The organism is Azospirillum sp. A29 (assembly GCF_042604625.1).
Taxonomy (GTDB): Bacteria; Pseudomonadota; Alphaproteobacteria; order Azospirillales; family Azospirillaceae; genus Azospirillum; species Azospirillum palustre.
On the sequence record NZ_CP170466.1, the window covers coordinates 2355948 to 2376498 of the forward strand.

19 protein-coding genes are annotated in these 20551 nt (G+C 68.7%); 9 read left to right on the forward strand and 10 right to left on the reverse strand.

The genetic code is table 11. The annotated features are described in order from the left end of the window. Nucleotides 1–33 precede the first annotated feature (33 nt). The 7 genes from ABNQ38_RS26160 to ABNQ38_RS26190 form a co-directional block, all read right to left on the reverse strand. Nucleotides 34–2583 (reverse strand): methyl-accepting chemotaxis protein, encoded by a 2550-nt coding sequence (locus tag ABNQ38_RS26160; protein WP_377808770.1) that lies wholly within the window; start codon nt 2581–2583, stop codon nt 34–36. A gap of 67 nt (nt 2584–2650) precedes the next feature. Beyond that, entirely contained in the window at nt 2651–3190 is a 540-nt protein-coding gene (locus ABNQ38_RS26165; protein ID WP_377808771.1) for a chemotaxis protein CheW, read from the reverse strand. Nucleotides 3191–3199: 9 nt separating this feature from the next. Beyond that, nucleotides 3200–5488: a chemotaxis protein CheA gene (locus ABNQ38_RS26170; protein WP_377808772.1), complete on the reverse strand. Its 2289-nt coding sequence runs from the start codon at nt 5486–5488 to the stop codon at nt 3200–3202. 34 nt (nt 5489–5522) lie between these two features. Then, a complete protein-coding gene (locus tag ABNQ38_RS26175; RefSeq protein WP_109048963.1) occupies nt 5523–5900 on the reverse strand; it encodes a response regulator in 378 nt (125 codons plus the stop codon). Beyond that, nucleotides 5885–6199, reverse strand: a complete 315-nt coding sequence (locus tag ABNQ38_RS26180; protein WP_377808773.1) for a lipid asymmetry maintenance protein MlaB — start codon at nt 6197–6199, stop codon at nt 5885–5887. The genes ABNQ38_RS26175 and ABNQ38_RS26180 overlap by 16 nt, the downstream gene beginning before the upstream one ends. Nucleotides 6200–6382: 183 nt before the next feature. Beyond that, complete coding sequence (locus ABNQ38_RS26185) at nt 6383–6871, reverse strand: RNA pyrophosphohydrolase (RefSeq protein WP_377808774.1); 489 nt, start codon at nt 6869–6871, stop codon at nt 6383–6385. Nucleotides 6872–6891: 20 nt separating this feature from the next. Continuing rightward, entirely contained in the window at nt 6892–7635 is a 744-nt protein-coding gene (locus tag ABNQ38_RS26190; protein ID WP_174470851.1) for a sulfite exporter TauE/SafE family protein, read from the reverse strand. A gap of 181 nt (nt 7636–7816) precedes the next feature. Between ABNQ38_RS26190 and ABNQ38_RS26195 the strand changes: the two genes are divergently transcribed. The 9 genes from ABNQ38_RS26195 (at nt 7817) to ABNQ38_RS26235 (ending at nt 17390) form a co-directional block, all read left to right on the forward strand. Further along, the gene (locus ABNQ38_RS26195) at nt 7817–9091 is read left to right on the forward strand and encodes a glutamate-5-semialdehyde dehydrogenase (protein WP_377808775.1); all 1275 of its coding nucleotides are present in this window, start codon (nt 7817–7819) and stop codon (nt 9089–9091) included. A 169-nt stretch (nt 9092–9260) separates the two neighbouring features. Next, nucleotides 9261–9878, forward strand: a complete 618-nt coding sequence (locus ABNQ38_RS26200; protein WP_377810121.1) for a nicotinate-nucleotide adenylyltransferase — start codon at nt 9261–9263, stop codon at nt 9876–9878. 99 nt (nt 9879–9977) lie between these two features. Continuing rightward, entirely contained in the window at nt 9978–10322 is a 345-nt protein-coding gene (gene rsfS / locus ABNQ38_RS26205) for a ribosome silencing factor (protein ID WP_377808776.1), read from the forward strand. Between the two features lie 25 nt (nt 10323–10347). Beyond that, a complete protein-coding gene (gene rlmH, locus ABNQ38_RS26210) occupies nt 10348–10806 on the forward strand; it encodes a 23S rRNA (pseudouridine(1915)-N(3))-methyltransferase RlmH (protein ID WP_014248610.1) in 459 nt (152 codons plus the stop codon). Nucleotides 10807–10895: 89 nt separating this feature from the next. Then, a complete protein-coding gene (gene gpmI, locus ABNQ38_RS26215) occupies nt 10896–12473 on the forward strand; it encodes a 2,3-bisphosphoglycerate-independent phosphoglycerate mutase (protein WP_377808777.1) in 1578 nt (525 codons plus the stop codon). A gap of 188 nt (nt 12474–12661) precedes the next feature. Then, on the forward strand, nt 12662–14044 hold the full coding sequence (locus ABNQ38_RS26220; protein ID WP_377808778.1) for a murein hydrolase activator EnvC family protein: 1383 nt from the start codon (nt 12662–12664) through the stop codon (nt 14042–14044). Then, nucleotides 14045–15487 carry a S41 family peptidase gene (locus tag ABNQ38_RS26225; protein ID WP_377808779.1) on the forward strand — a complete coding sequence of 481 codons (1443 nt, stop codon included), beginning with the start codon at nt 14045–14047 and terminating at the stop codon, nt 15485–15487. A 15-nt stretch (nt 15488–15502) separates the two neighbouring features. After that, nucleotides 15503–16678: a divergent polysaccharide deacetylase family protein gene (locus tag ABNQ38_RS26230; RefSeq protein WP_377808780.1), complete on the forward strand. Its 1176-nt coding sequence runs from the start codon at nt 15503–15505 to the stop codon at nt 16676–16678. 133 nt (nt 16679–16811) lie between these two features. Continuing rightward, nucleotides 16812–17390, forward strand: coding sequence for a hypothetical protein (locus ABNQ38_RS26235; protein ID WP_377808781.1), 579 nt, complete (start codon nt 16812–16814; stop codon nt 17388–17390). 22 nt (nt 17391–17412) lie between these two features. Here the strand turns inward: ABNQ38_RS26235 and ABNQ38_RS26240 are convergent, their stop codons facing one another. From ABNQ38_RS26240 to obgE, 3 genes are read right to left on the reverse strand one after another with little or no spacing between them, the layout of a single operon-like run. Beyond that, nucleotides 17413–18057 (reverse strand): HAD family hydrolase, encoded by a 645-nt coding sequence (locus ABNQ38_RS26240; protein ID WP_377808782.1) that lies wholly within the window; start codon nt 18055–18057, stop codon nt 17413–17415. Nucleotides 18058–18062: 5 nt separating this feature from the next. After that, nucleotides 18063–19202 (reverse strand): glutamate 5-kinase, encoded by a 1140-nt coding sequence (proB, locus tag ABNQ38_RS26245; RefSeq protein WP_377808783.1) that lies wholly within the window; start codon nt 19200–19202, stop codon nt 18063–18065. After that, complete coding sequence (gene obgE / locus ABNQ38_RS26250) at nt 19192–20514, reverse strand: GTPase ObgE (protein ID WP_377808784.1); 1323 nt, start codon at nt 20512–20514, stop codon at nt 19192–19194. Before obgE ends, proB begins: the two co-directional genes overlap by 11 nt. Between the last annotated feature and the right edge of the window lie 37 nt (nt 20515–20551).

Sequence of the window (20551 nt, forward strand, 5' to 3'; positions counted from 1 at the left end):
GCGGCACCGGGGGCATCGTCAAGAGATCTCGGGTCAGGCTGATCTGCGATCGAGGGTGAAGAAGGTCATCTGCTGGCGCAGCTGGTCGGCCTGATCCTCCAGCGAGCGGGCGGCGGCGGTGCTTTCCTCCACCAGGGCGGCGTTCTTCTGGGTCATCTCGTCCATCTGCGAGATGGCGATGTTGACCTCGTCGAGGCCCGACGCCTGCTCGGCGGTCGCCCGCGCGATCTCCGACACAAGATCGGCGACGCGGCCGATGCCCGACACGATCTCCGTCAGGGAGCTGCCGGCCGACCGCACGAGGTCGACGCCATCGCGCACCTGCCCGCCGCTGTCCAGGATCAGCGCCTTGATCTCCTTCGACGCCTGGGCGGAACGCTGGGCGAGCTGCCGCACCTCCTGCGCCACCACGGCGAAGCCGCGCCCGGCGTCGCCGGCCCGCGCCGCCTCCACCGCCGCGTTGAGCGCCAGCAGGTTGGTCTGGAAGGCGATCTCGTCGATCACCCCGATGATGTCGGAGATCTTCTGCGACGACTGTTCGATCCGGCGCATCGCCTCCACCGCACTGGTCGCCACCTGCCCGCCGCGCGAGGCCGCGGCGCGCGCCTCGGTGGCGAAGCCGTTGACCTGCTGGGCGTTGTCGGCGTTGGAGCGCACGGTGGCGGCGAGCTGTTCCATGCTGGCCGCGGTCTCCTCCAGCGAGGAGGCCTGCTGTTCGGTCCGCTCCGACAGGTCCATGCTGCCGTCCGCCACTTCGCGGCTGCCGACGGCGATGGAGCCGGCGGCATGGTCGATGCGCTGCACGATCTCCGACAGACGGCCGACCGTGCCGTTGAAGTCGTCCTTCAGCCGCTGGAACACGCCTTCATACTGCTTGTCGATGCGGCTGGTCAGGTCGCCGCGCGACAGGGATTCCAGCACCGTTGCCAGATCCTCGGTGACGGCGGCGATGTTTCCGGACAGGCGGTTGATGCCTTCGCTGACCAGCCGGAAGAAGCCGCTCTTGCCGTCCAGTGGGATGCGGTGGGTGAAGTCGCCGCGCACGGCATTCTCCACCATGGCGCCGATCTCCGCCTCGATCGCCAGTTCCTCGGTCAGGTCGCGCCATTCGATGACGGTGCCGAGCCGCTCGCCCTGGCGGCTGACCACCGGGTTGGCGATGACCTGGAAGGTGCGGCCGCCGGTCTTGACCAAGCCGCGGTGGGTGTGGGTCAGATCGGCCAGCAGCCGGCGCTGGTGGGTTGGGTCGCGGTGGAAGACATCGAAATTCTGTCCGACCAGCCTGTTCGGATCGAAGCCGGTCAGGGCGGTGCGCAGGTCGGCCTCGGCATGGCGGAACATCGCCGTGATCGAGTCGTTGGCGTAGAGGATGCGGCCGTCGGTATCGGCCATCATGATGTTGGCCGACACCCGTTCCAGCGCGATGCGGGAGCGCAGGGCCTCCACCGCCTCGTCCTTGAAGGCGTCGACGGCGCGGGCCATGTCGCCCAGCTCGTCCTGCTGGCCGGTGTGGGGGACGCTGACCGACAGCTTGCCCTCTGTCAGCTCGGTCATCACCCTGCGGATCCCAGTGACCGGCCCGACGATGGAGGCGGCGATGCGGTTGGCCGCGACGATGCCGATCGCCAGCGACAGCAGGCCCAGCCCGACCGTCAGGCGGATGGTGAAGGCGGCTTCTCTGCCGGCCTCCTGCTCGATGACCCTGGAGCCGGCGGCGATGGAGGCGACGATGCCATCGATGGCGCGGTTGACCGCGGCCGCGGCGGTGACGAGGTCGTCGGTGCGGCGCTTGGCCTCGTCATTGGCGGCGACGATCTCCCGAAAAGCGGTGCGGTATTCGGCGGCGCGGGCGTCGACGTCGCGCAGGGCCACGGACAGGGCGGCATTGTCGTGTAGCAGGGCGGACAGCCGGGCATTCCCGTCGCCCATCGCCTTGCCTTCCGCCTCCACCTGGGCGACGGCGGCCGGATCGCGCAGGCCGATGGCGCGGTTGGCGTAGAAACGGGTCAGCAGCCAGCGCTTCTCCACCTCCTGCATGCCGAAAGCGACGTCCTTATCGCCGGAGGCGTCGGCCGCGGCCACCGCCTCTTCCAGCCGCTTGGTCACCTGGGCGCCCAGCGGGTCCATGCGCTCGTGCAGCGTCCGGTCGGCGCGCTCGCGCACGGTCCGCACCGCGTCGAATTTCTCGTGATAGGCGCCGTGCAGGCTGCTGAGGTCGGCGAACGCGGCGGCCTGGGGCGAGGCCTTCATCAAGGCCTGCCGGTCCGACATCGCCGATTCGAACTCCCCGCGCAGGACGCGCAGGCGGTCCAGTGCCTCGGTGGTGCCGAGATTGATGTATTCGCGGGTTTGCAGCCGTTCCGCACCCAGGCGGCTTTCCAGATCCTTGGCGAAGACGGCGAGATCGCCCGACGCGATAACGCTTTCGATGCGCCGGTTCAGCCCGTCCAACCCATAGATGCCGGTGCCGGACTGGGCCGCGATCAGAACCAGCAACAGGCCGAAGACCAGCCACAGCCGCGTGGCGATGCGCATGTCGCTGAGGAAGTTACCGGATTTGGCGATCGTGCCGTCGGTGGCCATCGCTGACGTTCCCTCTTTTTTTGGCTTCTCGTTGCGGCTGCATAACCGGGGTATTGCCAAACCGGTGTCAGGTCGGTTCCAGCGCTGCACGGGTGGCGTCCTGGTCGACATGCTCGCCGACGAACAGCTTGCCCACGTTGAGCAGGGTCACCATCCGGTTCTCGGCGGTGTAAAGGCCGCTGAGATACTCGGCGTCGATCAGACCACTGTCGACATCGGGCGGCGGCTTGATGGCGTCATGGCCGATGGCGAGGATGTCGGAAATGGCGTCGACCAGGATGCCGCGCGTGCGCTCCCCCACCTGCATCACCACCACGACATGGCGCTTCGTCACCTGGGTCAGGCCGCCGCCGAAGCGGGCCCGCAGGTCGAAGATCGGGATGATGATGCCGCGCAGGTTGATCACGCCGCGGACATAGTCGGGAAGATTGGGCAACCGGCTTTCCGGCGTCCAGCCGCGGATTTCCCTGACTGCCAGGATGTTGACTCCGTACTCCTCGCTGCCGACGGTGAAGGTGACGTACTGCTCCTCGCTGCCGTTCGCGACGCCGGCCGGCTGGAGATCGGTGCGGGAGCTGACGGGGGCGATTGCGGTGGAACTGCTCATCGCTGAACCTCAAACCGTTTGGCGTTGATGCTGGTCGGACTTGTCCGCCGGGGCGGGCAGGGACGGGGAAGGCAGGGGGCTGCCGCCGGAGGCGTTGCCAGTGCCTGAACCATGGCGGCTCATTTCGCGCAGGCCCGCCACGTCCAGGATCAGGGCGACGCGGCCGTCGCCCAGGATGGTGGCGGCGGCGACGCCGTCCAGCCGGCGGAAATTGGATTCCAGGCTCTTGATGACGACCTGCTGCTGGCCCAGCACCTCGTCGACCACAAGGCCGAGGCGGGAGCCGTCCTCGGTCTCCACCAGCACGACCAGCCCCTTGGTGGCGTCGTCGATGGCCTTGGGGATGCCGAACAGCCGGTGCAGGTGGACGAGCCGGACATATTCGCCGCGCGCCATCATGACGTCGCACTTGTTGACCAGCCCATGCAGGTCGGCGGGCTTGGGGCGCAGGCTTTCGACGATGTTGGTCAGCGGCAGGACGAAGCGCTCCTCCCCGACCGAGATCACCATGCCGTCCAGCACCGCCAGCGTCAGCGGCAGCGACAGGACGAAGCGCGATCCTTCACCCGGCGTCGAATAGACGCCGATCCGTCCGCCCAGGCTGGAGATGTTCCGCCGCACCACGTCCATGCCGACGCCGCGGCCGGACAGGTTCGACACCTGATCGGCGGTGGAGAAGCCGGGCAGGAAGATCAAATGGTCGATCTCCTCGTCCGACAGGCTGGCACCCGGCTGCACCAAGCCCTTTTCGATGGCCTTCGACAGCACCTTGGCGCGGTTGATGCCGCGGCCGTCGTCGGTCACCTCGATCACGATGCGGCCCGACCGGTGGGCGGCCGACAGATGCACGGTGCCGGCGCGCGGCTTGCCGACGCGCTCCCGCTCCTCCGGGCCTTCCAGACCATGGTCGATGGAGTTGCGGATCATGTGGGTCAGCGGGTCGACGAGGTTCTCCACCACCGTCTTGTCGACCTCCGTCGTCTCGCCGGTGGTGACCAGCATCACCTCCTTGCCGGTCACGGCGGCGCATTCGCGCACCAGCCGCGGCATGCGTGAGAAGACGCTGGAAACCGGCTGGGCGCGGATCGACATCACGCTTTCCCGCAGTTCGCGGGTGTGCTGGGCGAGGCCTTCCAGCCCCTCCCGCAGTTCCTGGAACTGGCCCGGCGGCAGGTCGCGCAGATGCTCTGCGATCATCGCCTGTGTGATGACCATCTCGCCGACCATGTTGACCAGCCGGTCGATCTTGTCGAGGTCGACGCGGATGGTGTGGGTGGTCGGCCCGGCATGGTCGCTGCCGCCATTCGTCCGCTTGGCGCCGTCGCCGGGCTTAGCCGCGCCCGACGTGGTGGCGGCCGGGGTGGCCGGTGCGCCTGCGGGGGCAACCGGCTCCGGCAGGTTGGCGGCAGGGGCGGGCGTGACCGGCTCCACCGACGGAACGAGCGCGGGGGCGATGAGCGCTGGCGGCGGAGCTTCGGCGCTGATGCGGATGTCGCAGTCGTCGGCGACGAACTCGAACACATCGTCGATCTGGGCGCGGTCCACCTGTGGGTCGGCCAGCAGCGTCACCGTCCAGGACAGGTGCAGCAGTTCGGCGTCGAGGTCGCGCAGGGAGGGCAGCCTGTCCAGATGGCAGACCACCTCCGCCTCGCCCAGGCGGCGCAGGGCGCGCAGCATGTAGGTCGGCTCATTGCCCGACAGCAGTAGTTCGGCCTTCGGACGGAAGACGATGGTCCAGCGGACCTTCCCTTCGGGAACGGGGCCGGCATCAGGCGCCGGCTGGTCGTCGCGCGCGGCCTGGATCGCCGCGAGTGCGTCGCCGAAGATGCCGGCCTCGTCATCCTCGTCGTCGGGATAGAAGCCTGCGGCAGCCTGGATGGCGGCGGCCGGCGCCTCGATCGCCGGTTCCCCGGCCTTGCCCAGGAAGCGGCGGAGGGCGGCGACGGTGTCGTCGGTGGTGCCGGCCGGCACCTCGGTTTCGTCGGCGGCGTGGGCGAGCAGGCGGGCCAGCACGTCGTTGGCGCGGATCAGCGTGTCGACCAGTTCGGTGCTGACCGGGATTTCGGCGTTGCGCACGCTGTCCATCACCGTTTCGAGCTCATGCGCGAAAGCGACGAGGTCGTTGAAGCCGAAGGCGCCGCCGCCGCCCTTGATCGAATGGACGGCGCGGAAGATCGCATTCACCTCGTCCATGTCGATTTCGCCGGGGGCGAGGCGCAGCAGCCCAGCCTCGGCGACCGCCAGGAGTTCGGCGCTCTCGTCGAAGTAGGTCTGTTTGAAGCGGCTGAGATCGTCCACGGCTGCACCCCTCCCTGAATCCGTCGGCTTGCGGTCAGCCGCAGACCTTCTGCACCACCGACACCAGCTTGTCGGGGTTGAAGGGCTTCACGATCCAGCCGGTGGCGCCGGCGGCCCGGCCCTCCGCCTTCTTGCTCTCGTCCGCTTCGGTGGTCAGCATCAGGATCGGCAGGGTACGGTGGGCCGGGATGGCGCGCAGCCTGCGGATCAGGGTCAGCCCGTCCATCACCGGCATGTTCAGGTCGGTGATGACCAGATCCACCTTGTTGGTGGCGATGGCGCTCATCGCCTGCTGGCCATCGGCAGCTTCCACCACGTCATAGCCGGCGCCCCGCAGGGTGAAGGACACCATGTCGCGCATGGTGCGCGAATCGTCCACCGTCATCACTTTCTTCTTCACGCTCGGCTCCATTGCTTCAGCCAGGCGGCGAGTCCCAGATCCTCGCACGCTTCGGACAGGACCTCGGACGGGGCGGCGAGGACGAAGGCGGCCCCGCGCTCGGCCGTATCGCGGGCGGCGACGACCAGCGCCTGGATGCAGGCGGCGCTGATGCGCTCCACGGCGTCGGCCTGGACGGTGACATCGGCCGAGGCCTTGAAGGCGGCGCGCAAACTGTCCAGCAGAGGTTGCGCCATGGGCAAATCGAGGTCGCTCGGCAGGCCCAGGCGGAGCCGGCCGTCATCCTCCTCCGTCCACTTGATCAGCGACACGCCACCCCTCCGTCTACGGCAGGCACATTCTTGCGCATTCCGGTTGCAGCAGCGACGTTGCCAGATTGCGTCTCAAGGATTCGTTAAGCGCAAGCTTCGGACGGAGGGGGCGGTGGCGGGAAGTTGGGGATAACCGCAATCAAAAATGGGACATGGTGGAGGGGCAGGCCCGGGCAGAATGCTTCAGCCTTTCGCCCGCGCGATCAGCGGACGGAATTCGGCCAGGACGGACTCATAGACCGGGCGCTTGAAGGCGACGATCAGGCCCGGCAGCTCTTCGGCGTCGATCCATTTCCAGGCGTCGAATTCTGGGTGATCGGTGTCGAGCCGGATGTCTGCCTCGTCGCCGGTGAAGCGGGCCAGCATCCACATCTGCTCCTGCCCGCGCCAGCGGCCCTTCCACACCTTGCCCAGCAGATCGTCGGGCAGGTCGTAGCGGTGGGGGGCGGCGGTCATGGCGATGAACTCCGCCTTCGCCGTGCCGATCTCCTCCTCCAGCTCGCGGAAGGCGGCGCTGCGGGCATCTTCGCCCTCGTCGATGCCGCCCTGGGGCATCTGCCAGTCGGCCTCCGACCCACAGCGCTTGGCGACGAACACCTCGCCGCGGTCGTTCAGCAGCATGATCCCGACGCAGGGACGGTAGGGCAGGGCGTTACGGTCGATGAGGGTCATGCCGGCGGGCTCCGTTCGGGTCAGGCTTTCGTGAGGAAGAAATAGACGGTCATCGCCGCCCCAACCAGGATCACCAGCTTGCGCAGGACCGGCGGCGGGATGTGGCGGGCGACCGAGGCGCCGGCATAGCCTCCGGCCATCGCGGCGACCAGCATGATCAGCGCCTCCGTCCAATAGACCGCGCCGCCGGCGACGAAGGCCGCCACCGCCACTGCGTTGAGGCAGCCGGAGACCAGCGACTTCAGCCCGTTCATCGCATGCAGGTCGGTCAGGCCGAAGACGCCGAGCGTCGCCAGGATCAGGATGCCGATGCCGCCGCCGAAATAGCCGCCATAGACCGCGATCAGGAACTGCACCGCCAGCACCGTGCCGTGGCCGATGGTGACGTTGCGGCGGACCCAGGCCGAGGCGGTCGGGCCGATGGCGAACAGCAGCGTGGCGAACAGCAGCAGCCACGGCACGATGACCTCGAAGGTCCGCTGCGGCGTCCACAGCAGCAGAAGCGCGCCCAGCAGTCCGCCGACGAGGCTGATGCCGAGGAAGGAGGGCAGGTGCACCTCGCGGATGCGTCCCAGCTCCCGCCGGTAGCCGAAGGCGCTGGCCAGCGCGCCGGGCGACACCGCGACGGTGCTGGTGGCGTTGGCGTTCAGCGGCGGCACGCCGGCAAGGATCAGCGCGGGGAAGGTCAGGAAGCTGCCGCCCCCGGCCACGGCGTTCAGCACGCCGGCGAAGAAGGCGGAGACGATCAGCAGCAGCGTCAGCATGTCACCCTACCCGAAAGCCTTGTGGCCCGAAAACCTTGTCCTGGCGCGGCCGGCGCGTTGCGTTTTGCACACGCCCGCCCATACCGCAACGCCGAAGTCCCACAACCGCGCGGCTTTCGCAACCCCGAACAATTCGTTAAGGTCGTCGTCCCTTCAACGGATAGAGTGTCCGGAGACCTCCATGTCCGCCCTGCTCGACACCACCGACGCCCTGCACGACCAGATGATCGCCCTCGGCCGCGCCGCCCGCGCCGCCGCGGCTGCGCTGGCGACCGTGCCAGGACCGTCGAAGGACCGGGCGCTGAGGGCGGCGGCGGCGGCCATCCGCGCCCGCGCCGCCGAGATCAAGGCGGCGAATGCCGAGGACATGGCCAATGCCCGCGACCTGTCCGGCCCCATGCGCGAACGGTTGATGCTGGACGACAAGCGCATCGAGGCGATGGCCAAGGGGCTTGAGGACATCGCGGACTTCCCCGATCCCATCGGCGGCGTGCTGGCGGAATGGACACGGCCCAACGGCCTGCGCATCCAGCGCGTCCGCGTGCCGCTGGGCATTGTTGGCATCATCTATGAAAGCCGGCCCAACGTGACGGCGGATGCCGGCGGCATCTGCCTGAAGTCGGGCAACGCCGCCATCCTGCGCGGCGGGTCGGAGAGCATCCGCTCGTCCCGCGCCATCGCCTCCTGTCTGGCCCAGGGCCTGCGCGAGGCCGGGCTGCCGGAGGCGGCGATCCAGCTGGTGCCGACCACCGACCGCGCCGCCGTCGGCCATATGCTGACCATGCGCGACTACATCGACGTCATCATCCCGCGCGGCGGCAAGTCGCTGATCCAGCGCATCGCCGACGAGAGCCGGGTGCCGGTCATCAAACATCTGGACGGCAACTGCCACGTCTATGTCGATGCCGCCGCCGACCTGGAGAAGGCGCGCAAGGTGGTCCTGAACGCCAAGATGCGCCGGACCTCCATCTGCGGCGCCGCCGAGACGCTGTTGGTCGACCGCGCCATCGCCGACAAGGCCCTGCCGGTTCTGGTGAAGGATCTACTGGATGCCGGCTGCGCGGTGCGCGGCGACGCGGCGGTCCAGGCGGTCGATCCGCGGGTGACCGCGGTGGCGCCGGAGGATTGGGACACCGAGTATCTCGACGCCATCATCGCCTGCGGCGTGGTGGACGGGGTGGATGGTGCCATCGACCACATCGACGCCCACAGCTCCCACCACACCGAATCGATCCTGACCGAGGATCCGGCGGTGGCGGAGCGGTTCCTGTCCCGGGTGGACAGCGGCATCGTGCTGTGGAACGCCTCCACCCAGTTCGCCGATGGCGGCGAGTTCGGCATGGGGGCGGAGATCGGCATCTCCACCGACAAGTTCCATGCCCGCGGCCCGGTGGGTGCGGAGCAGCTGACCAGCTACAAGTATGTCGTGCGCGGCGATGGCCAGACGCGGCCTTGAGGTGAGTGCCCACTCCCGTCCCGGGAGAGGGAGGGGACCCGCCGGAGGCGGGGAGGGTGAGGGGCGATCCGAACATGGATCCCCTGATCCTCGCATCGCCCCTCACCCTTCCCATGCTCCGCATGGGCCCCTTCCCTCTCCCGGGGCGGGAGAGGGAGCCCGTTCGGGGCTGGCGGGTGCGCCCCACCTCTATTCCGGTCCGCTCTATGCGGGGCTGACCGTCGGCATTCTCGGCGGGTCGTTCAATCCGGCCCATGCCGGGCACCGGCACATCAGCCTGTTCGCGCTGAAGGCGCTCGGGCTCGACCGCGTCTGGTGGATGGTCAGTCCGCAGAACCCGCTGAAATCCGCCTCCGGCATGGCGTCGCTGCCCGAACGGCTGGCGGAGGCGCGGGCCGTCGCCGCCCATCCGCGGATCGAGGTGACGGCCATCGAGACCGCGCTCGGCACCCGCTACACCGCCGACACGCTGGCCAAGCTTCAGCGCCGCTTCCCCAGAACCCGCTTCGTATGGTTGATGGGGGCGGACAATTTGCGGCAAATTCCACGCTGGAAGCACTGGAATCGAATCTTCGACTCGGTGGCCGTTGCGGTTTTCGCCCGTCCAACCTATTCTCTTGGTGCGTTGAGCGGCAAGGCCGCCCAGCGCTACACCCGTCGGCGGGTGTCGGTGTCTGGGGTAAAAGGGCTGGCGCGCCGCAGGCGGCCGGCCTGGGCGTTCTTACGCAACCCCTTGCACCCGGCCTCGGCGACGGCGATCCGGCAGGCACGGGCCGCCGGGTCGTGAAACCGTTGCAAGAGGTTTGGAGCCATCACCACGCACACCGAAACGGCCGCGACCGCTCCGCGGCCAGCCGCCGTTCCCCAGATCCTGCAACCGCAGGACTTGAAGGCGCTCATCCAGGCGTCGCTCGACGCCGACCAGGCAGATGACGTGACCGTCATCGATCTCGCCGGGAAAACCACCTTCGCCGATTACATGATCGTGGCGTCGGGCCGCAACACGCGGCATATCGGCGCCATGGCGATGAAGCTGGCCGAAAAGCTGAAGCAGGCCGGCGTCCGCGGCGTCGAGATGGAAGGCATGGCCCAGTGCGACTGGGTGCTGGTCGATGCCGGCGACGTGATCGTCCACCTGTTCAAGCCGGAGGTCCGGACCTTCTACAACATCGAAAAGATGTGGGGTCTGGAACTGCCGACGCCGTCGGGCACGGCGCGGCTGAGCGCCTGACGAACCGGAGGCGGAGGGCCGCATCATGCGTCTGTGGCTCGCCGCCGTTGGGCGGTCGCGGGGTGGACCGACCCGCGACCTGTTCGACGAGTATGTCGGACGGCTCGGTTGGCCCTTCACCCTGAAGGAGGTCGAGGTGAAGAAACGCCTCTCCTCCGACGAATTGAAACGGCAGGAGGCCGAGCTGCTGCTCGCCGCCGTGCCGGCCGGCGCCATCGTCGTGGCGCTGGACGAACGCGGCAAGGCGCTGCCAAGCGAGAGTTTCGCCGCCAAGATCGGCGACTGGCGCGACCGCGGCGCCGGCGATCTCGCCTTCCTGATTGGCGGTGCCGACGGCCATGGCGACGCGGTGCGCGCGCGGGCCGATTTCCTGCTCGCCTTCGGGCCGATGACCTGGCCCCACATGCTGGTGCGCGGCATGCTTGCGGAGCAACTCTATCGCGCTCAACAAATTCTTGCCGGTCACCCCTATCACAGGTCCTGATTCCGAGCGTCGCATCCGGCGCGCGGAAAAGCGCCGGAGCTGAAAACACGAAACTCCGAGACCACAACCTTTCGAGAAAGGTAAGCGCGATGACCGAGACCAACCGACCCCGCCCCGTCGTCCTCTGCATCCTGGACGGCTGGGGCTATCGCGAGGAGCGGTCCGACAACGCGATTGCGCTGGGCGAGACCCCGAACTGGGATCGCCTGTGGTCGGCCGAACCGACGGCCTTCCTCGACGCCAGCGAGGAGGAGGTCGGCCTGCCCAAGGGCCAGATGGGCAACTCCGAGGTCGGGCACATGAATCTCGGCGCCGGCCGGGTCGTCATGCAGGACCTCGTGATGATCGACCATGCCATCGTCGAGGGCGATCTGGAGCGCAACGCAGCGCTGAACGACCTCGTCAAGACGATGCACAGGACCGGCGGGCGCGTCCATCTGATGGGCCTGATGTCGCCGGGCGGCGTCCACTCGCACCAGGATCATATCGCCGCGCTGGCCGGCGTGCTGTCGCGCGAGGGCGTGCCGGTGGCGGTCCATGCCTTCACCGATGGCCGCGACGTTCCGCCGCAGAGCGCGAAGGACCAAGTCGCCGAGTTCATGGCCGACGTCTTCGAACTGCCGGGCGTCGAGGTGGCGACCGTCATCGGCCGCTATTACGCGATGGACCGCGACAAGCGCTGGGACCGCGTCGCCAAGGCCTATGCCGCGATCACCAGGGCGGAGGGCGAGCGCGCCGCCGACCCGATCCAGGCCATCGAGCAGAGCTACGCCGCCGACAAGCATGACGAGTTCATCCTGCCGACGGTGATCGGCAATTACGCCGGCATGAAGGACGGCGACGCCATCCTGATGGCGAACTTCCGCGCCGACCGTGCCCGCGAGATCCTGGCCGCCTATGTCGAAAAGGATTTCGACGGCTTCCCGGTGGCCAACTCCCCGGCGGGTGGCGCGCCGAAGCTGGCCGCCGTGGTCGGCATGGTCGAATATTCGTCGGCGCTGGCGAAGCTGATGACCACCATCTTTCCGCCCAAAACCCTGACCAAGGTGCTAGGCGAGGTGGTTTCCGAGGCCGGATTGAAGCAGCTGCGCATCGCCGAGACCGAGAAGTATCCGCACGTCACCTTCTTCTTCAACGGTGGCGAGGAGCGGGTCTATGAGGGCGAGGATCGCATCCTGGTCCCGTCGCCGAAGGTCGCCACCTACGATCTGCAGCCGGAGATGTCGGCCTCGGAAGTGACCGGCAAGCTGGTCGGCGCCATCGATTCGGGCAAGTACGACCTGATCGTCGTCAACTTCGCCAACCCCGACATGGTCGGCCACAGCGGCATGCTGGACGCCGCCATCAAGGCCGTGCAGGCGGTCGACAGCAGCGTCGGTCAGGTGGAGGCCGCGGTGCGCCGTGCCGGCGGCACCATGCTGATCACCGCCGACCACGGCAACTGCGAGCTGATGAAGGACCCCGAGACCGGCGGCCCGCACACTGCCCACACGTTGGACAAGGTTCCGCTGGTGCTGGTCAACGGCCCGGCCGGCGCCCGCATCGACAGCGGCCGTCTGGCCGACATCGCTCCGACGCTGCTGGACCTGCTGGGCCTGCCGAAGCCTACCGAGATGACCGGCCGAAACCTGCTGGTCCGCACGGCCGCCCGTGCGGCGGCGGAATAACGGATGGCGCGGAGCGGTCCCTTCGCCCTTGATGCCCCCTCTCCCCCCCCGGGGAGAGGGTCGGGGTGAGGGGGGCGCGTGGCGCGGAGCTGTGGGAAGCCTGGCGCTTCAATTTACATTCTGCGATGCATCCCCCTCACCCAGCCCTCTCCCCGGGGGGGGAAAGGGTATCCGGAGCGGGAGAGGGGTTGATTAAAGGCTTCGTCGTCATCGCCGGCCTGATCCTTGCCCAGCCGGCGAACGCCCAATCCGAAGCTCCCAAAGACACGCTGAAGCGGGTCGAGCAGCAGCTTCAGACCGGCAAGCAGCGCCAGCAGCAGCTGGAACGCCAGTCCCAGGCGCTCCAGACCGAACTCGACACCCTGCGCGGCCGCCTGATCGCGCTGGCCGATCAGGCGCGCGGGCAGGAACAGACGCTCGACCAGCTGGAAGACTCGCTCACCGCCCTGGAGGGGGAGGAGCGCGAGCGCTCCGCCGGTCTCGACGCCGAGCGGCAGCAGATCGCCACCCTGCTGGCCGCCCTCCAGCGGCTGGCGCGCATCCCGCCGGAGGCTGCGCTGGCCCGACCGGAAAGCCCCGTGGACACCCTGCGCTCCGCCCTGCTGCTGCGCGACGCCGTGCCGGCGCTGAAGGCGCGGGCCGATGCGCTGTCCCAGGCGCTGACCGCGCTGGCAGACACCCGTGGCAAGCTGGTCGACCAGCGGGCGAAGGCATTGGCGGCGCGGGTGGCGCTGACCGAAAAGCAGGACGAGATGAACCGCCTGATCGCCCGGCGCGAGGAGCTGTCGCGCCAGACGGAGGAGGAGCGCGTCCAGGTCGGCCAGCGCATGGCGGATTTGTCGGGGCAGGCCACAGACCTCCGCCAGCTGATGGAGCGCATCGAGGCCGAACGCCGCGCCGCCATCGAGGCCGCCGCCCGCCGCGAAGCCGAGCGGCGCGAGGCGGAACGCAAGGAAGCCGCCAAGCGCGAAGCGGAAAAGCGCGAGGCCGAGCGCCGGCTCGCCGCCCAGAAGGAGGCGGAGCGCAAGGAGGCCGAACGAAAGCTGGCCGAACTGCGCGCCGCCGAACAGAAAATCGCCGAGCAGAAGGCCGCCGAGGAAAAGCGCGCGAAGGATGAAGCCGCCAGGGAGGCGGCACGCGAGCGCGAGCTGGCCGCGAAGTCTCCTGACGGCCCGCCGGCCGTCTCCGGCATGGTTCTGCCGGCCGCCGGCAAGCTGACCACCCGCTTCGGCGAGGCCGACCGCTATGGCGCGACCAGCCGTGGCGTGACGGTCCAGACCCGGGCCGGGGCCGCCGTGGTGGCGCCGCGCGGCGGCACAATCGTGTTCGCCGGCCCGTTCAAAGGCTATGGCCTCATCTTGATCGTGGAACACGGCAACGGATATCATAGTTTGATTGCGGGTTTGGGCCGGATCGATACGGCCGTCGGGCGTAAGGTGGCCAGCGGGGAACCGCTGGCGGTCATGCCGCCGGATGGCAATCCGGATCTCTATTTCGAGCTGCGACGAAACGGCCAGCCGATCAATCCGCAACGCGGGTTCGGCGCCCCGGAGGGGAAAGGACAAGGGTAGATGAGGATGTTCAAGCGCGCCGCAACGGCGGCAGCTCTGGTGTTTCTGGGCGCCGGCGTCGCCACCGTCACTGCTCAGTCCAGCAATTCGTCGGACACCTACCGGCAGCTGAACCTGTTCGGCGACGTCTTCGAGCGCGTCCGCGCCGAGTATGTCGAACCGGTGACCGACGAACAGCTGATCGAATCGGCGATCAACGGGATGCTAACCTCGCTCGACCCGCATTCCAGCTATCTGAACAAGAAAAGCTTCCAGGACATGCAGGTCCAGACCCGCGGCGAGTTCGGCGGGCTGGGCATCGAAGTGACGATGGAGAACGGCCTGGTGAAGGTCGTATCGCCCATCGACGACACCCCGGCCTTCCGCGCCGGCCTGCAGCCGGGCGACCTGATCGTCCAGCTGAACGGCGAGGCGGTGATGGGCCTCAGCCTGAACGAGGCGGTGGAGAAGATGCGCGGGCCGGTGGGCAGCGAGCTGAAGGTCACCGTCCGCCGCGGCGAGGCGGGCGAACCCTTCACCGTGTCGCTGACCCGCGCCGTCATCAAGGTGCAGTCGGTCCGCTTCCGCACCGAAGGCGATATCGGCTACATCCGCGTCACCAGCTTCAACGAGCAGACGCAGAGCGGGCTGGAGAAGGCGATCTCCGCCATCCAGCAGCAGCTGGGCGACAAGCTGAAGGGCTTCGTGCTCGACCTGCGCAACAATCCGGGCGGCTTGCTCGACCAGGCGGTTTCGGTCTCCGACACCTTCCTAGAGAAGGGCGAGATCGTGTCGACCCGCGGCCGGCGCGCCGAGGAGGGCACCCGCTTCAACGCCAAGCCGGGCGACCTGATCAAGGGCATGCCGCTGGTGGTGCTGATCAACGGCGGGTCGGCCTCGGCCTCCGAGATCGTCGCCGGTGCCCTGCAGGACCACAAGCGCGCGATCATCATGGGCACCCAGAGCTTCGGCAAGGGATCGGTGCAGACCATCATCCCGCTGCCCGGCCATGGCGCCATGCGTCTGACCACGGCGCGCTACTACACGCCGTCGGGACGCTCGATCCAGCAGCTCGGCATCACCCCGGACATCGAGGTGCATGTCGCCAAGGTGGAGGATCTGGACAGGAACGTCATCCGCCGTCGCGAGGCCGATCTGAAGGGCGCGTTGGTCAACCCCGACGCCGCCAGCAAGGCGCCGCGTCCGGCCACCACCAACCCGGCCGCTCCCGGCACGCCGGCCGCCCCGAACCCGGCAGCGCCGGCTCCGGGACCGGGCGCTGGTGCCGCCCCGGCGGCGCCAGGTGCGACGCCCGGCGCTGCTCCTGCTCCGGGTGCCGCTCCCGCCCCGGCCGAGGGTGCGGCGGCGGAGGGGGCGGAGCCGCCCTTCGACTTCCAGCTCGCCCGCGCGCTGGATCTGCTGCGTGGCGTCGCCCTGTTCCAGCAGCGCTCCGCGGCGCGCTGACCGGAGCGAACGACGGTGAAGGCTCCCGCCCTGCTCGGTCGTCTGCGGTTCGATGTCCGGGGCCTGCGCCCCGGGCTCGGCTGGCTGCGCCGTTTCCGTCGCAATGGAGACGCCCCGGCAGGGCGGCCGCGCAAGCCGCTTTCCAAAGCCCTGCTGGGTGCCGTCGCCGTGGTGGCGGTCGCCTATGCCGGCTTGGCCGGTTGGCTGGCGCTGAACGGCGGGGCGACGCGGGACGCGTGGCAGGCGTCGATTCCGTCGACGACGGTGGCGGTCGCCCCGCTGCCGCCACCTCCTCCGCCGGAGCCCAAGGTTGCAGCATCGGCGGTTCCGCCGCCGCTGCCGACCGATGCCGCCCCGCTGCCGTTGCCGGGTGTTCCGGCGGCGGCGGTGACGCTGGTCCCGGCCCCGGTGCCGGGATTGGTGGAGGACAGCCGCAACGGCCCGCTGCCGCGCATCGCCCAGGACGGGCGCAAGCCCTGGCAGGTCTATGCCCGACCATTCCCGGCGACCGACAAGCGGCCGCGCATCGCCATCGTGATGTCCGACCTCGGGCTCAGCGGCGTCACCACCGGCAATGCGCTGGCGAAGCTGCCGCCCGGCATCACGCTGGCCTTCCTGCCCTACGCCGAACGGTTGGACGATTGGGTCGAGCGTGCCCGCACCAAAGGGCACGAGGTGATGCTGTCGGTGCCGATGGAGCCGCTGAACTACCCGCGCGACGATCCCGGCCCCAATGCGCTGCTGACGATGCTCGGCCCCGATCGCAACATGGAGCGGCTGGAATGGTCGCTGGGCAAGGCGGTGGGCTATGTCGGCATCACCAGCACCACCGGCAGCAAGTTCACCGCCAACCCGGCGGCGATGCAGCCGGTGATCGACGCGCTGAAGGCCCGCGGCCTGCTGCTGGTCGATGCCCGCGCCAATCCCAAGAGCGTCGCCGGGCCGCTCGCCAATCTGGCCGGCGTGCCGCGGGCGCTGGGCGACCGCGTCATCGACCGCGACCTGTCGCGCGGCGCCATCGACGACCAGCTGCGCGAATTGGAGGAGCTTGCCAAGACCAACGGCGCTGCCGTCGGTTTCGCCTCCCCCTATCCGACGACGATCGAGCGCCTTAATCTCTGGATGACCGCTCTGGCGGATCGTGGCATCGCGCTGGCCCCGGTGTCGGCTGTGGTCAATATCCAGAAATAGCGCGCCAACCGGCTCCGCACTCCATCCGCTTGAATGCGACAACGCGCGCCGGGCGGATGCACGCCTATGTCTTGCGCGATTGCGCCCTTTGCGAGAATATCCCCGCCGGCTTTCGAGTTGGCGGAGAGGGCGGATGTTTCATCCGGAAGCGCTGGAGCCCATTGTCGCGTTTCTGCGTGGCATCGGCATGCAGGTGGAGTATGGCGACGCTGCCCATGGCGGCTTCCTGCCCGGTGTGAACATCCAGGCCGGGGCTCTGCATGTCGATCCGGAGACGCTGCTGGGACCGGGCGACCTGCTGCACGAGGCGGGGCACATCATCGTCCTGCCGCGCCGATACTGGCCGTCGCTGGGGCGTGACGTGCAGGCGGACATCGACGCCATCCTCGCCGACCAGACCGCGCGCGATGGAACCCCCGACCCGGTCCTGACCAGGGCCGCCCGCCAGGGCGAGTTCATGTCGCAGGCCTGGTCCTACGCGGTGGTCCAGCATCTGGGCCTGCCGCAGGAATGCCTGTTCTTTCCCGGCTCCTACCGGTGCAGCGGCTATGAGGGCACCCACCCGATGCGGGCCTGGATCGAGCAGGGAACCCATTCCGGCCTGATCAATCTGGCGCAGGCGGACTTTACCGGCTATGCGGGGATGTTCGCATTCATGGGCGACAACGGGCTGGCCCCGTTCCCGCGGATGGCAAAGTGGACGTTGGACTGAGAGCGCGGCCGGCAGCACCCTCTCATCCGCAAAGCGCATCCCAATCCAGCGACCCCGGATCCTCGACCAGATGGTCCACCGTGTCGAACACCACGGCGGGGTGCTGGGGCCAGGCGATGGTCAGCATGCCGGCAGCCTTGGCGCTGCGGGCGCCGGTGGGGCTGTCCTCGATCACCGCGCAGGCTTCCGGCGGCAGTCCCAGCATCTGCGCCGCCAACAGGTAGGGCTCCGGATGGGGCTTGCCGTTGGCGACGTCCTCGCGGGCGATGCTGAAGCGGAAATGCGGGATCGCCATCGCCCGCATGTTGGCGTCGACGATCATGCGCCCGCCGTTCGACACGCAGGCCTGGGCCAGCCCGCGGGCGGCGAAGGCCTCCACCAGGGCGAAGGCACCCTCGCGCGGGCGCACCCGGTCGACGTTGGCGACATACTGGGTGTTGATCTCGTCGGCCCAGGCATGCAGGTCGATCGGGAAGGGGCGGCGGGCATGCAGGGCGGCGTAGATCTCGCGGAAGGCCACGCCATGCATCGACCGGCAGTCCTCCTCGCTCAGCTCATGGCCATAGCCGCGGCAGACATCGACGGTGATCTGCTGGTGCCAGGGCTCGCTGTCCATCAGCGTGCCGTCGATGTCCCACAGGATGGCACGGATCGCGGTGCGCGACATCACGGTCACCGCACCACCAGATCGTCGCGGTGGATCATCTCGTCACGCCCCTGATAGCCCAGGATCTCCGGGATCTCGGTGCTCTTGTGGCGCAGGATCTTGCGGGCGTCGTCGGCACTGTAGGCGACGAGGCCGCGGGCGACCTCGCGCCCCTCCTGCGTGCGGACGATCACCACGTCGCCGCGGTCGAAGTCTCCCTGCACGGCACTGACGCCGGCGGGCAGCAGGCTGGCACCGTGGGACAGGGCGCGCATGGCGCCGTCATCGACCACAAGCACGCCGGTGGCGTTGACATGGCCGGCGATCCAGGCCTTGCGGGCGCTGGTCGGCTCGGCCGACGGCAGGAACCAAGTGCAGAGCGCGCCGCCATCCTCCGGCCGCTGCTCCAGCGCCGCCAGCGGGTTCATGCGCTTGCCCTTGGCGATCACCATGCGGCAGCCGGCCGACAGGGCGACGCGCGCAGCAGCGATCTTGGTCACCATGCCGCCGCTGCTGTAGCCGGGGGGCGGCTCGCCGGCCATGCCCTCGATCTCCGGCGTCAGTTCGCGCACGGTGGGGATGTGGCGGGCGTCCGGGTCCTTGCGCGGGTCGGCGGTGTAGAGGCCGTCGATGTCCGACAGCAGCACCAGCGTGTCGGCGCTGACCATCTGTGCGACGCGGGCGGCCAGCCGGTCGTTGTCGCCGAAACGGATTTCGGCGGTGGCGACGGTGTCGTTCTCGTTGATGACAGGAACCGCGCCCAGCTTCAGCAGCGTGTCGATGGTGTTGCGGGCGTTCAGGTGACGCCGCCGCTCTTCCGTGTCCTCCAGCGTCACCAGCACCTGGGCGACGGTGACGTCATGGCGGGCCAGCGTTTCCTGATAGGCGTGGGCAAGGCGAATCTGGCCGGTGGCGGCGGCGGCCTGCTTCTCTTCCAGCTTCAGCGCCCGGCCAACGAGGCCAAGATGCTCCCGCCCGCAGGCGACGGCGCCGGAGGTGACGATCACCACCTCCTGCCCGCGCTTGCGGCAGGTGGCGACGTCGTCGGCCAGCGCGTCGAGCCAGTCCCGGCGGATTTGCCGGGTTTCCCCGTCGACCAGAAGGGCCGAACCGATCTTTACGACCAGCCGGCGGGATTCGAGAAGGGTAGGGGCGTCAAGCGCCATGGCGGGAGGTTCCGTCCGTATCGTCGTCCGAACCGTCCTCTTCGCCCTCCGGCTTCTCTCCGTCAAGAGCTTCGTCCGAGTCGCCTTCCTGCTCCTCGCCGTCCAGCTCCTCACCCTCTTCGAGTTCGCCCTCTTCCAGGGCGTCCTCTGCGAAATCCTCGTCCTCGAGATTGTCTTCCTCGAGATCGTTTTCCTCGCCGCCGACCCATTCGCCGGTTTCATCGTCCCACTGCATCTCACCGTCGTCGGGCAGCTTCTGGCCGACCGGCGGGCGCGGGATGGAGCGGGTTGCCGGGGCGTTGATGACCTCGGGCTCTTCGGCCTTCGAGTCCTTGATGACGGTCAGCAGACGGTACAGCACCTGCTTCACGCCCTGGCCGGTGGCGCCCGACAGCACCATGACCTCGGCGCCCGATGCCTCCTCCAGCGCCGCCTTCTTCTCCTCGATCTCCTCGTCGAGCAGGGCGTCGGACTTGTTCAGCCCGATGACCTCCGTCTTGTCGGCGAGGTTGCCGCCATAGGCCTCCAGCTCGTTCCGGATCGTGCGGTAGGAGGCGACGACGTCGTCGGCCGTGCCGTCGATCAGGTGCAGCAGGATGCGCGAGCGCTCGACGTGACCGAGGAACCGGTCGCCCAGCCCATGCCCCTCGTGCGCGCCCTCGATCAGGCCGGGAATGTCGGCGATGACGAACTCTTCGTCACCGGCGCGGACGACGCCCAGGTTGGGAGCCAGCGTGGTGAAGGGGTAATCGGCGATCTTCGGCTTGGCCGCGGTGGTGGCGGCCAGGAAGGTCGACTTGCCGGCATTGGGCAGCCCAAGTAGGCCGGCGTCGGCAATCAGCTTCAGCCGCAGCCACACCCACTGCTCCTGCCCCGGCCAGCCGGGGTGGAACTTGCGCGGCGCCCGGTTGGTCGGCGTCTTGAAGTGCGCGTTGCCGTGCCCGCCGTCGCCGCCCCGCAGGAAGACGCGGCGCTGTCCGGCCTCGGTCAGGTCGCACAGCACGGTTTCCTGGGTCTCGTCCAGGATCTGGGTCCCCACCGGCACCTTCAGGACGACATCCTCGCCCCGCGCGCCGTTGCGGTTGCTGCCCATGCCGTGATGGCCGCGCTGCGCCTTGAAGTGCTGCTTGTAGCGGTAGTCGATCAGCGTGTTCAGGCCGTCCGCCGCCTCGATGATCACGTCGCCGCCGCGACCGCCGTCGCCGCCGTCCGGGCCGCCGAACTCGATGAACTTCTCGCGTCGGAACGCCACGGCACCGGGGCCGCCGTCACCGCTCTTCAAGAACACCTTGGCCTGATCGAGAAACTTCATCGGGGGACCTTGCCCGTAAACGGAAGGGAAACCGGCG